The following is a 14558-nucleotide window of genomic DNA, read 5'->3' as shown; positions in this document are numbered from 1 at the left end:
TTTAATGCCAGCATAATATTCATGCCACTAAACTAAATCAAGCAACATCGCGCCTGCTTTGTAAGCTACGGGAGTGGCTGGGGGGGTACACCATCTTCGGGAAGCGCTTCGACATCGCCTTCACCCGCTGGTACCACCTCGCCGGGCACGACCGCCTCGGGCTGCACCGGCACCGCCGGCGACAGAATGCCCTGCTTGTCGGGAACATCGCCCAGCTTGATTTGCCAGCCGCCACCAAGGGCGCGATAGACCTCGATCAAACTCAGCGCGATCTGCCCGCGCGACTGCGCCCACAGGTCCTGCTGCTGAATGAGCGTCTGCTGAATCACCGCGTACTGATTGAACTCCACTGTAGGGAGCCCCGCCTCGTACTGAGCCACCACGATCTCCAGCGCAAGGTACGAATCGTCGACACTCGCCTGCAGGTTCTCCGTCCGTTCTTGATTCTGGAGGAACGAAACGATGCCGTTCTCCACCTCGAGTGCCGCTTGCAACACCGTCTGCTGGTACGCCGCCACAAGCTCGCGGAACAGCGCTTCCTGAAAACGCGTGTTGTTGAGGATGCGGCCGTAGTTGAGGATGTTCCAGTTAAAGCCGAAGCCCACGTTGCTGGCGAGCGACTCGCTGCTGAACAGGTCCGAGAGGTTCGACGCCTGCCAGCCAAGCCGCCCGGTGATGGCGAACGACGGATACATGTCGGCTTCGGCGATGCCGACCATCTCTCCCTGAGCCATCGCGTCCAGCTCCGCGCGACGAACGTCCGGCCGGCGACGCAAGAGGTCGGCGGGAATGCCCACCATGACAAAGTCGGGCGGAACAGGGATATCGCGTTTGGGACCTGATGCCAGTAGCGCCGTCAAGTCGGTGGGTGGCATGCCGAGCAAGATGCAGAGTTGGTTCTGCGATTGCCGCAGTTCGATCTCCAGTTGATCAAGCTGCGCGAGGCTCTGGTTCAGATTACTGCTCCCCTGCGCCCGGTCGACATCGGTACTCGCCCCCTGTTCGACTTGCTCGTTGAGGAACACCAGCACGTCTTCCTGGATCTGGATCGTTCCCTTCAGTAGTCGAATTCGCTCTTCGGTGGTGCGGTAGCGAACGTAGTTCGACGCCACGTCGCTGAGTAGCGTGACCAGGATCGAATCGTAATCGGCCACCGACGAATTGAGGATGTCGTCGGCCGCCGCGATGGCACGGCGGTATCGACCCCAGAAATCGAGCTCCCACGCCAGGTTGAAGCCCGACGACCATTGGTCGGTGAATGTGTCGCCGAAGCCCAGGCGCTGATAGTCGCCGTCGAGCGTCTGCAACTGCGGGAACGCATTGCCAACGGCAATAGCCAGTTGAGCGCGGGCCGCCAGAATGCGGTAGCCGGCTTGGCGGAGCGTTAGGTTTTCGTCGTTCGCCTGCGCGATAAGATCGTTGAGCAAGGGGTCGCCGAACACCGTCCACCAGCCGGCCAGGTCGTCTTCCCCTTCGTCCACGCGCTTATCCGCGGCGTCGATGTACCGGTCGGCCACCGGCGCACCAGGACGGCAATAGTTGGGACCTACTTTGAAGCCGTTGCGGACGTACTCACGCGGCCCCGTACATCCGGCGGTGGCCGCCAGCCCGATTAGCAACATTAGAATTAGAGTGGTGTGCAGCTTCATCGTTCGCTCGACGTCCAGCCAGCCGATTCGCGGCGCAACCGCTGCCACCCGAATAATCCATCTTCGCTACAATCGGCGTCTTCGCTGCAACCGGGTGAAGAGTCGGCCTCGCGGCGCGATAACCGTTGTTACCGGCAGAGTCCGGCATAAGTGCTAGCAGGTCCACCCACTGTCCCGCAAGCGTGATGGGCCCGAAGGATTTTGAAGACAACCCGCTAGGCTGGCGAGTAGGATTGGCACGCCCGGGAGAGTTGGGCGATAAGAAGGTTCCGGCATCAGCGGCGGCACACTCAAAGTGCACCGCCGCTGTCCGAAAACTGAGGCGCCTGTCAACTGCGTTATGCAACTAGGCCCAGCGACGCCGACCGGCAATCACCAAGGCACCGCCGGCAATCGCCAGCAGGGCAACCGTAGCGGGTTCGGGGATCGCGGTAACCTGACCGAACGCAATATTGTCGGTGGCAAGGTAGGTTCCGTCGCCGCTATTCAAAGTGTAACGCAGAGTGAGCGGGGTCGAGATAGCGTCGGCTTCTGTCATCCCGGTGATGATAGCAGTACGATTCCCACCCGACTGCACGGGCAGGCTGTACACGCCGCTGTAGAGCACGCCGGGTCCGCTCAGTAGTTCCCAACCGACGTTCATTCCGTTCGGTGCGATCGAGCCACCCGCCCAGGTGTCGAGATCAAAGCTCGTGAGGTAAACACCATAACCGGCTTCGGGGGTGAGAACCACGTTGATCGGCGCGCCATTGGAAGGGGGCTGAATGACACCCCCAATGGTGCTCCCCGAGTGATCACCAAAATCGAGCTGGCCCGAAGCGCCTCGTCCGTTCCAGTTGTTGTAGTGTTGCAAGCCGACTCCCCACTCAAGGGTCACGTTGGGCGTTTCCGGCAAGTTATTGCCGTAGCCCGAGCCAGCGAAGTTCTGGTTCTCAACCACGTCATTTTGCGAGAAGTCCAGTATCGATGCCGCATTCACATTCGACATGCCTACGACAATCGCCATCGCCAGAAACACTTTGTGCATCGTTTTTCCCATCATCATTAGTCGCCTTCTAGAGTCAAAAACAGATATTGGTATAAGTCTCAACCTGGTCCCCGGCGAGGTCGCCGGAAACAGAATCTACCCGGTCAGCGAATCACGCTACCGCGGCAACTTCTAAGACCGCTTCGAACGCAGCCCCAGCAGTGCCAACGAGCCCAACAACGCGAGGGCAACTGTCCCTGGCTCGGGCACCTGTTGGAAGGCGATGTTATCAATCGCTAGGTCCGTCCCGTTGCCGGCGACGTGCCGCAGCCTCAGCGTCACCACACCGAACATGGTTTCGTCGTAGTTGGTGAGCACCGATTTCACTTGGTTGGCGGCGACAATCTCGCTGCCGGCGACGAGCAGGTTGCCACTCGATGGAAGGCCATTCCACAACTCCCATTCCACGGTGTGCCCCGCAGCGAAGTTCGCGTAGTCCACCAAATCGAACGAGCTGAGCACAACACCGAAGCCAGGGTCAGAGTTGAGAGCCAAATCGAACGTGGCTTGCGAGTTGCTGCCATTGGACTGAAGCTGAGCCACGCCCCACTCCCAGTTGTTATTCGGCGAAGAGCCCGAATCGACGTTTCCGTTGTAGGCATCCCAGTGAGCGTTGGCCGATGCCGCGAAGCTCACCTCGACGTTCGGCGAAGTCACCAAACGGTTGCCGTAATTGGCTTCAGTGATGGCCGTCGCATTGCCGCGGTTGTGTGGCAAACCCGCAAATGTCAGAGTCGACCCCTGAAGACCGCTGATCGTGAAACCACTTGTCACCGCTCGATGGTCGGTCGGATAGCCGGTAACTCCAAGATCGGAGTGATACTCAGCGCGAAACGCTCCGCCGTACACCGAATTGTGCGGACCTACCGTGTTGGAGCTTGTAGCCGTCACGCCCGGGCCCCGATGGTAGACGAAGTCGATGCGATCGTGCACCTCGTTGTTTCCCGAGCTGAAATTCGGCGCAGGCTGTCCCGGCGTCCAAGTGTAGCCTCGGTCGTTCACCTCGTCTGGACGGACGGTGCGGAACGAATCGCTGAAGCCCGCGCTCGTCACTCGCTGTGACGTAGGCCATGAAACCGCTTTGTCGTACGTGCGCGTGGTCGCCGCCGCGGCGGCCGCGGTCCAGTCCAAATGCGAGGGTTCGTTGAAGTCGCCAGTGAAGAACACGCGGTCATTGGCCGTGGTATTGCTGGCGATCGAAGTCATGAATGCGTTCGCCTCGGCACCACGCGTGCTATTCGAGGCCGAGATCAGCTGGGCTTCGGTGAGCGAAGGATTATCTCGCAAGTCGTAAGGACCGTACGGATACGCGGTTAAATGGGCATTGAAGACCCACGCGTTGTGCCCAGGAGTCAGCTCGACTTCGACTCCACGATTGGGAGCCACTCCAACAATCGGGTACCGGCTGAGAATGAGATTGGTGCCGTACAAATGCTGATGAAAACCGAGCGCGCCAGCTAAGGCCGTGGCGTTAGTTGCTCCGTTCATTTCCTGGATGCCAACGATATCGCCGCCGCCAGTTTGAATCACTTCAGCAAGTTTCGCCGTCTGCGAATCGGTCGTCCACACATTGAGCGACATCACGTTGATGTCCATGGACTGACTGTAAGCCGAGGCACCACCTAGAGCGAGCAGCACGCCGGCAGCCCCGAGAAGAATGCGAGACCCGATACCCAGTGCCTTCGGGCAACAAGTAAGTGGCGAGTTACGCCGAGAAGATCCAGGAGACATTCCTGATACGCTTCTATGAAGAGAATCTTTCATGAGGCCGCTCTGTGAAATGGTAGGAGAGTTGCGATGACCAATGCTTCGGTCACGATACAGAAGGCCCTCCGAATCACAAAGCTGGCGCCGCCGGGAGGGCTCGAAGCTGCCAGTGTAGCTGCGGGCGACTTCCTAGCCAAGGGTTTTTTGACACATCACTTCAACAGTGGAAACTCAAACTAAACACATAGATGTACTTGCGTCCCTGCGCACCCTTTCCCACAGGCCACTAATCTACCACCTTCAAACGATAGGCTGCGGCGATCACTACGGTCCATGCGCGCACACCTCGTGAATATCACCTTACGACGATGGCTGTCGATCTTGCTAAAAACGATTTGGTTACATTCCTAATTCCAATTCCGCCCCTTTTTTCTCCGGTTTTCACGGCAGATTGGGATGCATGCTTTTACCTGAGTAGCAGTCGAACGCGTCGACCTGTGGTGTCATCTGCCTACTCAACGGCCTCCAGATTATCGCTACGAAAGCGGGTCACGTCGTGCATGTCGACGAACCGGAAATCGTGACCGGGTCGGTTCGCGAAGTGCTGGAGATCGCGGAAGCAGGAGCGAATGACTGACTCTTGCAGGGGACGTCCCTGCTTAACGATGTTTCGCTCTTCTCAACATTCCCCCATCTGGGTGGATAATTCGCAATGGAATGCGATTTGCCCGTTGCATTGTGACATCATCGGCCGTTTGCAGAGCGCAGGCCGAAACTCACCAAGTCTAAGGAGGAATGCCATGTTAGCCACTCTCGCTGTACTCGCACTGGCGCTGCAAGCGACCACCCAGGACGGCTCGCAACCAGAAGGCATGAGCAAGTGCGCCACCGTGTGCGCGGGCTGCCAGTTGGCGTGCGACTCGTGCTTCGATCACTGCCTGAAGATGGCTGGCGACGGCAAGAAGGAGCACGCCGAGACGGCACGCATGTGTGCCGACTGCGCCGAGTGCTGCAAAGCGTGCGCAACGCTCTGTGCCCGCAACAGCCCCCTCGCCGGCCCCATGCTGGAGTGCTGCGCGGAGTGTTGCGACAAGTGCGCCGAGTCGTGCGAGCAGTACCCCGACGACAAGCACATGGCCGAATGCGCGAAGAAATGCCGCGACTGCGCCAAAGAGTGCCGCACGATGGCCGAGTCGCACGCGAGCTAGCAGTCAGCCTGTTGACTAGCGATCCCTAGGCATTCCCACCACGGAATCTGTGGAAAGTACGGTGGCCAGCCCGCCGCCCGATGGACGATCCCATCTAATAGTTTCCCATGCACCAGGGAACCTCAGCGAGGGGCGACCATAGCTGCCCTATGGGTCGCCCCTCGTGTTTTTACGTAGCGCACTTTGGGCGCGTTACACCTCGTAATCGCGATACGATGGCAGTTCGAAACCGTCCGTTTTAGCACCTTCGCTTCCGGCGAAGGCGGCGAGAGTGCCCTGCATCACGCGGCTCGCAATAAGCGACGTGGCCTTGTTGAACACGGCAACTCCGAGTCGCGACTGCGGGTACGCCAATCGCGGAACCCCCGGCGGTAACTTCTGAGCTCGTTCGACGTAGGGCCTGAACAACGTCTCATAAGCTCGCAGCGCACTGCTGACGTTGTCGTTCTTCGCAATCTCACCCGCTAGCAGGTAGGCACCTAGAATGGCTAGTGAAGTCCCCATGCCGGTGATGGGAGAGGGGCAATGGGCGGCGTCGCCGACCAGAGCGAAGCGGCCTGACGACCAAGTCCTCGCCTTCACTTGCCCCAGCGGGCCAAAATAGAAATCCGAGTCGAAATCGATGTTCGCGACAATGCGAGGGCATAACCACCCCAGGTCCGCCACCACGTTTTTGACTTTGTTCCTTTGCTCGGTAGCGCTCCGAGTTTCAATGTCGGCACGTTCCGACCAGAAACAGATGGAGACGGACAAAGTATCTTCCGTTCCGGGACGCACCAACACCACACGTCCCTTCGGTGCTGTCATCCAGTAGGCCCAATTGTCATCCGTGGGCAATCGCGGAATCCGGAAATAGGAGATGTAAACCTTCAAGAACTCGACATCCACTTGGTCCGCCATCACCATCCGCCGTGTCGACGAGCCGATCCCTTCCGCGGAAACAACGAGATCGAAATCGTCCGACGAATCATCGTCGAAGTGAACCTTCACCGAATCGGCGCTTTGTTCCAACTGCTTGATGCAGGTGCCAAACCGATACTCAGCCGTCTCCGCCGTCGCGTCATAGAAAACGCGAGCGAGGTCGCCGCGAAGGATCTCGATATCGCGGGTGAACGATGCGCTTCCCCCCTTTGGAAACACGCCAGCCGGCTTGCCATCCGAGTAAACGAACTTCAGACCTTCCTCCTGAGTATTACGAGACCTCACCGCCTCAATTAATCCCATCCGCTCCACCACCTTCTCGGCGGAGCCGGTGATATCAATATTCTGCCCGCCATCTCGAAACGCCGTAGCCCGCTCGACCACCAGCGGACGAATACCGTATCGCTGCAACCAAAACGCCAAACACGTCCCGGCAATACTAGCACCGCTGATCAACACTCGACGTTGTGAACCCAATGTTGCTTCCCTGTCTGTTTCCATAGCCGTACAACCACTGCAAAGGCGGCGTTTGAGACTCGCCCAATACTCGTTCAAGTCCGAAGTTTGCGTCAATGTCGTAGCTTAGGCGGTTCGGCCGACGTGGGTAGGGCGGAGGGTTGAGTTATGCCAGTCCGCCGGCGGGTTCACCACCATTGACCAACATCCCGCGTAACAACCGGCAATCCCCGGGGCGTTTCCACTCGGCAAACTGCGGAACCTACGTTGGCCAGCCCGACGTCACGGTGGACGATCACATCTAATTGTTTCCCATGCACCCGGGAACAAGGAGGGGACGTGCTACTCTATAACAAAAGCAGAAGGCTTCTTTCTTACTCTTTGATCTCCCCCTACCCGTACTGGAGTGAAAACCAAATTGGTTTAGACTGCAATAGCCGATGGCACCCACGACTTCAATTCTACTCAGCCGCAAACTTTTAGGACTTAACGGACGGTAAGACCGCAAAGCCAGTGGGGGCTGCGATATTCTAGCCGTCCATAAACCACAACACGCCCTCCCTCCTTGGCTGCCTCGATGTACCAATTAGAGATCCGTTTCAGGTTTATTGCTCTGGCGATGCTAGCCCTTACCTTGATGACTCCAACACAGTCGTTAGCACAATCGCCGCTCGGTTTCGAGCTAGTGGCCGCACTTGATAATCCCAGGCCTGACGTACTTGGTGGCTTCGGCAATCAGGTGGCCATTGGAGACGGCTTCTTTGTTACTCGCTCTGGCCATTCAGGCGAGCCAGATCGAGAACAAGTACATATTTACTCCACGGCGGACGGCTCGTATCTACACTCATTCGAAGTGAAGGTCGCTTGCACCGCGGTTCGAGCCGAATCTCTCGCGATCGATGAAAGCCGCTTACTCGTTGGATCGTCGGGCTCAGGTAACGCGGTCGCTTGGGGCGGCGAGGCAACTGAACTATTTGATATTACCAATGGCAATTTGCTTCAGACTTTTGCTAAGCCTAGTGACGCTAGGCGTTTCGGCTATTCGGTGGATATCGCCGGCGATATAGTTCTGATTGGAGACCCTTTCCTTGACCGGGTGCACGTGTTTAGCGCTAGCAGCGGCCAAGAAATCACCGTTTTGCATCCACCGGATTTGCCACCACTTTCCACAGAACACAAGTTCGGAAGTGACATCTCGATCTCCGGCGATCTGGTGGCTATTGCCGATCAAAGTCGCAATTCAGTTTTTTTATACAATACCGTCAGCTGGGAACTAGAACACTCTGTGCATAGACCAAGCGACACAACTACCCAACGACCGTGGTTTGGATCCGCGATAGATCTGGAAGGGCACAAGTTAGTGGTTGGAGCGTTACGATCAAACGTCCTAGGTCCATTAGACGGCGGAGCATATCTCTACGACCTGCACACTGGAGCATCGACGGAATTGATTCCGTCGGCAGCCGGCATTAACGGACTCGGCCAACTCGGATTTGACGCAGAGATCAGTGATGAATGGATTGCGATTGGTTCTGCGGCAAGGAACTCTTACGATTACCTTACGGGACAAGTCTTGATCTTCAGCGCGGAAACAGGAGATTTTCTCGGCCACATTCCGCACCCCGCGCCGCAACTGTTTAAGCGATGGGGATGGGCTATAGGATTTGAAGATGGTGTTCTCGCATCAGGCGACTACATCCAAGATCTCCATAACGAGACGGGGTTTCACGATCGCGCAGGTCGCGCGTACATTTTTCATGTCGTACCAGAACCACCGTCCGCTCTATTAGCTGGAACTTCGATACTGGCGATACTCGTGATCTCGTGGCGTGGGGTTGTTGGTGTGCGAAAGTCCGACTGACAGAGGATGGGTGCTTCCACCCATCTAGTGCCATACGGTGGGAGGTACTGCCGGCGTGGACAAGTTGGATGGTGATGTTCGCGCAGTCCGCCGGCAGGTTCCCCTGCCTTTGGCCGTGGCTGAGGGGGTGAACCCCCTGGCGGGACGGCATCCCGGGGCCTTCCAATCTCACCGATGCCAGTGGAAGCAACTACCCTGCGTAGCCTAGGAACTATTAGAAGGTGGCCTATCGGGTCCAGCGACTTGCGCAGAGGCCGGCGAACGGAACGGTTACAATCGGGTAAACCGTTTGTCCCAACCCTAATCCGAGGCCCACGTGTGCGACCACTTCGGAGAAAGCAACCCTCGCCAGATGCCCATTCACCTCTTTTGGGGAGTCAAACACCTCGACTACAGCACTGCCGTTCGCGCTGCCACCTCGAAGCAGAACTTTACAGTCTGCCCTCGGCACTGGTATATCGATGCAGCGTTTCACTGCTCGCGCTGTGGGGAGTCGTTCGTGTTTACGGCCGAGGAGCAGAAGTTTTGGTACGAAGAGCTCAGGTTTTGGGTCGACTCACTCCCCAAGGAATGCATTAATTGCCGGAGGGAGCTACGCGAGCTAAAGGCTTTGCAACAAGAGTATGACCGAGGCATTGCTGCGGCACTGCTCAAGAGCACGGATATCGTGGAGAAGAGGCGACTGGTCTTGGTCATCGAGGCGATGGAGGCCGGTGGACTCGCGCTTGCGGACGGGGTGCGGGAGAACCACCGTGTATTGCTGTCGCAGATTGCGAAGAATTGGGGACCCGAGGCATGCTAACACTACCATAATTTGGGGTCGCATCCACCCCGAGCCGTGTCTGGAGGCATGGACTGCATGTTCGAAGTCAGCGAAACAGTGAAGCAGATGCCAACGAACGAGTTGTTCAAACTACTACGTTACGAAGATTGGCACCTCGACAAGTACGGGCTTCTTATCGAACTTGCAAGCCGCGCCCTGGTCGATGAGAATCTGTTGCCCACAGTATGGGATTTGATTGGCCGAGAGATAGCTGTTAAGTCTAGACTCGGAACCCCCTTGGGAGCACCGGCAGCAGCCCTATTGATAGACAGCGATTCCGACGCCGTGCTCACCGCTTTAGGGCTGTCGATGTCTCGCTGGTCGGAAGAGCAGCAGGCGGACTTCTTATTGTTACTTTTCAGGAAACCAGATCGAAGAAAGGTCTTTGACCGGTTGGTCCGCGATTATGGACTGAGGGCCAAAACTTCAGTTAACGACGAGGGAGAGCTTTCTACGTACACCGCTCCTAAGTAGACCATTGCGGGCCAAGCCGTGGACCCATCGCGCGGATGGCATCCCTTCCTCGCACTCGACATGGTTCCGGACCAGAACAATGACCCACGCCGAGATCCGAGACCATATTGAAGCTGCATGCGAGGAGCGCGATCTGCTCGACATGAAGTGCTCCGTTTGCGGCAACGCGCTCCGATTTCGTGTCCATCCCAGAGGGCAAACCTTCTTTGTATCCTGCTCGACATTCAGCCTCCATCTGGGAATGCACCGCCAAGCGATCAATCCTCCAGATTGGTGGAAGTTGTACGTGACCGCGAACGGCTGGTGTTGATCTAAGGGGCTTGGCGACTTGCACCATGACCACCGCCTACCCCTGCCCACACCCTTTCACCCCAATTTGACCATTCCCTGCCACCTGAACTATTTTCCACTTTTTTGCTTCCAGGCACTTGAAAATGCGCTCACATTGTGTTCCAATGAACACCTGCCACTCTCGTAGTGGTCCGCGGGCGACAGCGCGGTGGTCTTTGACAATTCGATGCATCACAAATGGCGACCAACGCTGGTTTGGCGGAGGCCGGTGCTTGCGCTGTTGGCGTACTTGCTAGCGCCGGGTCGGCGCTCCGCTTGATCCGGCCTGCGTTGTTCAGCCAAGGCGTACTTCCCCCTTCCGAATTCCCCCTTCCGAATTCGAAATGTCGCACCTGCGGTTACCCCCTGCGACATTACTCTTGCGGCTCCTTGAACAGCGGTCGGCGCAAAGGGTTGGGGCGACGAGAGTTAAGTCGAAACCTCCACAGGGCGGGAAAATAATAAAGTCGCACCCAATGAAATATCGCGGAGCTGCGACTTTACTCCGCTGCTAGCGCGATGGTCCTCTCCTCAAAACCGGCACATTTTCCTACAAGCTCTTCGTGGGGCGCGGTCGATACCAAACGATGGACGCGCGGGCTGGGCTGGCATGGATTGCTAGCACGCTTTGCAATCGTCCGAGCGACTCGAACCGAACTTCCCCCGATGTCAAGGAAGACAGCGATGCGGATCTGCAAACAGTTTCTCGTGGTAACCCTGTTCGTACTCCAAGCCGGCGTGGCGATGGGGAATAACGGAATGGGGGTGCCGTGGCAGACCGACCTCGACAAGGCTCGAGCCCAAGCGGAGAAGGAGCAGAAGCTGCTGCTGATTCACTTCTACAGCGACTCGTGCGGACCGTGCCGCGTGCTCGACGCCACGGTGTTCAACCAGCCGACCGTCGCGGGTGCCGTGCAGACGCACTATGTTCCTGTGAAGCTGAATACGAATGAGTTCCCCGCCACCGCCGAGCGGTTTGGCATCACGCGGGTGCCGACCGACGTGGTGATCACGCCGCAGGGACGGATGGTCGAGCGACTCACCTCGCCGCAGACTCCGATGGCCTACGTTGCCCAGATGTCCGGCATTGCCGAACAGCACCGGGCGAAGACCGCTCGCGACTTCAAAGTCGCGAGTCACGGCAGCGGTACGAGCGTGCCAGTGAATCCGAACCTCTCGAAGCTCCCTGCCTCGGGCGACATGAACTCGTTCACGGGTTTGCCCCAAAGCGGTTTGGTGAGCAATCCTTATGCCCAGGCAGTGGAAGCCGCCCAGCAGCACACGGCTGCGATGAATGCAACCACTCCTTCGCAGCCCGCAGCGACTCAAGAGACCACGGTGAGCTCCGTGTCGATTGCGAATCCCTACACCAACCAGCCGGTCACGACGATGGAGTCAGCTGCCCCGCCAGTCGCGGGCGAACGCTACGCCACCGCAGCCTTGGCTCCCGTAACTCCCGAGCCAACAGCAACTACACCGACAGGTCCGGTCGCCCAAGCTGCACCGCAACTGCCACCAAACTCGCCGCCGCTCGGTTTCTTCGGATACTGCCCGGTGACGATGAAGCAAGAGAATCGCTGGCAGCAAGGTGACGCCCGATTTGGTTGCTACCACCGCGGTCGCACTTACCTTTTCACTTCGGCGGAGAAGCGGGACGCGTTCCTGGCGAACGGCGATGAGTTCGCACCGGCACTTTCGGGCATCGACCCTGTGTTAGCGATCGACTCGAACAAGGTCGAAGCTGGCAAGCAAGAGTTCGGCATCGAGTACGAGGGCCGGTTCTACTTGTTCAGCAGCGAAGACAACCTGCGGAAGTTCTACAACCAACCGCAGGTCTACGCCGCCGGAGTTCGCCAAGCGATGAACGCCGGGGCGGAAGGTCGCACGATTCGCTAACGATTCGCGGCGAAACGGAAGCTCAACCTTCGTCCTTGATCGAACGCTGTAGCTGAATGACCTGAGCACGGACTTCTTCCATGCCAGGGTTCAGACGCAGGGCTCGGCGGAACGAATCGAGAGCTGCGACAGGATTGTCGAGCAGCAGATAACACTGCCCCATGCCGGCAGCCGAGGTGAAGTGGTAGGGATTGATCTCGAGGGATTGATGCGAGTCGCGAATCGCGGCATCGTACTGGCCCAAGTGATAATAAGCTGTGCCACGCTGACACCATGCTTCGGCGATCCAGGGCGACTCGTGGATCAACTCGGTCGCCAAGTCGATGGCTCGCTGGTAGTTCTTGGTTTGGTTCAAGCGAATGATGGTTCGCAGGGTGAGTCGCTGCTCGCGACTTCCGACGCGGCACCAGAGATCGCGGATGCCGTTCTCGGCAATGGTTCGCACGCCACGGTCACGGTCGACCAGCGCCCGCCCCATCACGGCGTTCGAGCTGTAATCGCCCATGAAGCCGAGCGCAAGCACAGCGCCACGCCGAGCGATACGATCACCCGTCTCCGCCACTCGTTCGAGAGTGGCGCAAGTGTAGCGACGCGCAACGCGCTGAATGAAGTTCGCAGAGTCCTGCTGGTCCAAATACTCGTGGTAGAACTTGACGAGAATCGGGGCACGGGACGAATCGATATCCACGCTGATACTCCTACCTGAACTTGCCTCGTACGTCTGCTCCGACGCCTGAATCACCGCCGCGTCCTACGGCAGTTGTTCCTCCGCTGAACGTCCCGCGGGCCGCGGGACGACAACTCCTGAAATTGAAAAGTGTTCGCACAAGTGAGTCACCGGCGCCACGAAGCCGTTTATGGCTTAGCAGTAGCCGCAGTGGACTGCATGCGATCAGTCCCTGTAACCGAGTGTAATCACGGTTACAAAGCACACAAGCAAAAGTTTTGGCGGACGCGAAGAGACCAGTTCGATTTCCTTGCCGCGACGCCGCTCGGCTCATTAAAATGGACGTTTGTACGTTTGTCACGGGCCACGGCGAGAAACTTGCGAAGCCACCCCTTTCCGAATGTACCGGTGATAGTGTCCCTCCTTCCACCGCCCGCGATTTCGACATGCCACGCGACCCCAAGCGAAGCTCGTTCTGGCGGCTGATTCACGCCGTTTTTTGGGCGTGCGCGATGGGGTGCCACGGGGCTGGGGCCTTCGCCGAAACCACGGTCACCGCCACCTGGCAGGGGATCGATCTTCGGCAAGCCGCGGACCGATTGGCGCAGTCGCAACGATTATGCGTGTGGCTCGATCGCCGAGTCGATCCATCGACTTCCATCGAAATCACTGCCACCAACTCGACGCTGGGCGAGGTGCTGGATCAGCTCACTGAGCAAGCCGATGCGGGGTGGGTTCGCGAGGGCGACCTTATCTACGTCGGGCCCGCGGAGAGCGTTCGCGAGTTTCGCACGCTGCTAGCAATTGCTCGCGAGCAAAACAAGCAAGTCGCCCCTGGTGTGCGAAGGCAAATGGAGCGGCGAGTGGTGATGGACATTCCAAGACTCGCCGAACCGCGAAGGCTCGTCGAGCAACTGGCGGAGCAGGGGGGCGTTCGCGTCGAGAACCTGGATGCCGTGCCGCACGACCTGTGGCCTCGAAAGGAACTGCCGGCGATGACCGTCGGCGAGCACCTAGCGCTGGTGCTAGTGGGATTCGATCTCGCTTGGCAGTCAGGCAAGCAAGCCAAGTCAATCCGCATCGTGCCGATTGAACGGCCGGTTGTGCTGGAGAAGTCGTACGACCGCCGGCAACTCGCGGCGGCTCCCGACAGCGAAGCAAAGTCTGCCGCACTAGCGAAGGCCGGTTCGGCACCGCGGGTGACGATCGCGGCCACGACCGAAGAGCATGAGGCACTTCGCGGACGGACCTCATCACCGCGTCCCCCACGGTCCAAGCCCGTGGCGGGTAAGCAGGTTTACTCGCTACGCGCTCAGGACCAACCAGCGGGGGCCGTGCTCGAGCAACTGGCGAAGCAGCTCGGCAGGAAACTCGACGTCTCGGACGAAGTTCGCCAGTCCGATCGCTGGACCGCTCGGGTGAGCTTCGAAGTTCACGAGGCGGAACTCGCGGAACTCATCGAAGCCATTGCCAAGCCCGCCGGACTTTCAGCTCAGGTGACGGCCGACACGATTCAGGTGGAATAGAGCCGAGCAGCGA

General features: G+C 58.4%; 11 protein-coding genes. 6 read left to right on the top strand and 5 right to left on the bottom strand.

Features of this window, described 5'->3' with window-relative positions:
- Nucleotides 1–65: 65 nt before the first annotated feature.
- From SH292x_RS11215 to SH292x_RS11205, 3 genes are all read right to left on the bottom strand, one after another.
- Nucleotides 66–1649: an efflux transporter outer membrane subunit gene (locus tag SH292x_RS11215; protein WP_442485702.1), complete on the bottom strand. Its 1584-nt coding sequence runs from the start codon at nt 1647–1649 to the stop codon at nt 66–68.
- Between the two features lie 346 nt (nt 1650–1995).
- Nucleotides 1996–2694 (bottom strand): PEP-CTERM sorting domain-containing protein, encoded by a 699-nt coding sequence (locus SH292x_RS11210; RefSeq protein ID WP_442485701.1) that lies wholly within the window; start codon nt 2692–2694, stop codon nt 1996–1998.
- Nucleotides 2695–2808: 114 nt separating this feature from the next.
- On the bottom strand, nt 2809–4314 hold the full coding sequence (locus SH292x_RS11205; RefSeq protein ID WP_442485700.1) for an endonuclease/exonuclease/phosphatase family protein: 1506 nt from the start codon (nt 4312–4314) through the stop codon (nt 2809–2811).
- A gap of 869 nt (nt 4315–5183) precedes the next feature.
- Between SH292x_RS11205 and SH292x_RS11200 the strand changes: the two genes are divergently transcribed.
- Entirely contained in the window at nt 5184–5591 is a 408-nt protein-coding gene (locus tag SH292x_RS11200; protein ID WP_442485699.1) for a four-helix bundle copper-binding protein, read from the top strand.
- Between the two features lie 192 nt (nt 5592–5783).
- On the opposite strand, the gene SH292x_RS11195 is transcribed toward SH292x_RS11200, so the two are convergent.
- Complete coding sequence (locus tag SH292x_RS11195; RefSeq protein ID WP_442485698.1) at nt 5784–6989, bottom strand: FAD-dependent monooxygenase; 1206 nt, start codon at nt 6987–6989, stop codon at nt 5784–5786.
- Between the two features lie 556 nt (nt 6990–7545).
- Between SH292x_RS11195 and SH292x_RS11190 the strand changes: the two genes are divergently transcribed.
- The 4 genes from SH292x_RS11190 (at nt 7546) to SH292x_RS11175 (ending at nt 12352) form a co-directional block, all read left to right on the top strand.
- The gene (locus SH292x_RS11190; RefSeq protein WP_442485697.1) at nt 7546–8829 is read left to right on the top strand and encodes a YncE family protein; all 1284 of its coding nucleotides are present in this window, start codon (nt 7546–7548) and stop codon (nt 8827–8829) included.
- A 352-nt stretch (nt 8830–9181) separates the two neighbouring features.
- Complete coding sequence (locus SH292x_RS11185; RefSeq protein ID WP_442485696.1) at nt 9182–9631, top strand: zinc-ribbon domain containing protein; 450 nt, start codon at nt 9182–9184, stop codon at nt 9629–9631.
- A gap of 57 nt (nt 9632–9688) precedes the next feature.
- Nucleotides 9689–10126 (top strand): hypothetical protein, encoded by a 438-nt coding sequence (locus SH292x_RS11180; RefSeq protein WP_442485695.1) that lies wholly within the window; start codon nt 9689–9691, stop codon nt 10124–10126.
- 1014 nt (nt 10127–11140) lie between these two features.
- Entirely contained in the window at nt 11141–12352 is a 1212-nt protein-coding gene (locus SH292x_RS11175; protein ID WP_442485694.1) for a thioredoxin family protein, read from the top strand.
- 22 nt (nt 12353–12374) lie between these two features.
- On the opposite strand, the gene SH292x_RS11170 is transcribed toward SH292x_RS11175, so the two are convergent.
- Entirely contained in the window at nt 12375–13040 is a 666-nt protein-coding gene (locus tag SH292x_RS11170; RefSeq protein ID WP_442485693.1) for a tetratricopeptide repeat protein, read from the bottom strand.
- Between the two features lie 425 nt (nt 13041–13465).
- Between SH292x_RS11170 and SH292x_RS11165 the strand changes: the two genes are divergently transcribed.
- Nucleotides 13466–14545: a hypothetical protein gene (locus SH292x_RS11165; RefSeq protein WP_442485692.1), complete on the top strand. Its 1080-nt coding sequence runs from the start codon at nt 13466–13468 to the stop codon at nt 14543–14545.
- Nucleotides 14546–14558: the final 13 nt, after the last annotated feature.

The sequence above is a fragment of the Aeoliella fuhlenseeensis genome, from assembly GCF_052161615.1.
Classification (GTDB): Bacteria; Planctomycetota; Planctomycetia; order Pirellulales; family Lacipirellulaceae; genus Aeoliella.
The sequence above is the reverse complement of the archived record's forward strand: the minus strand, read 5'-3'. Positions and strand labels throughout refer to the sequence as shown.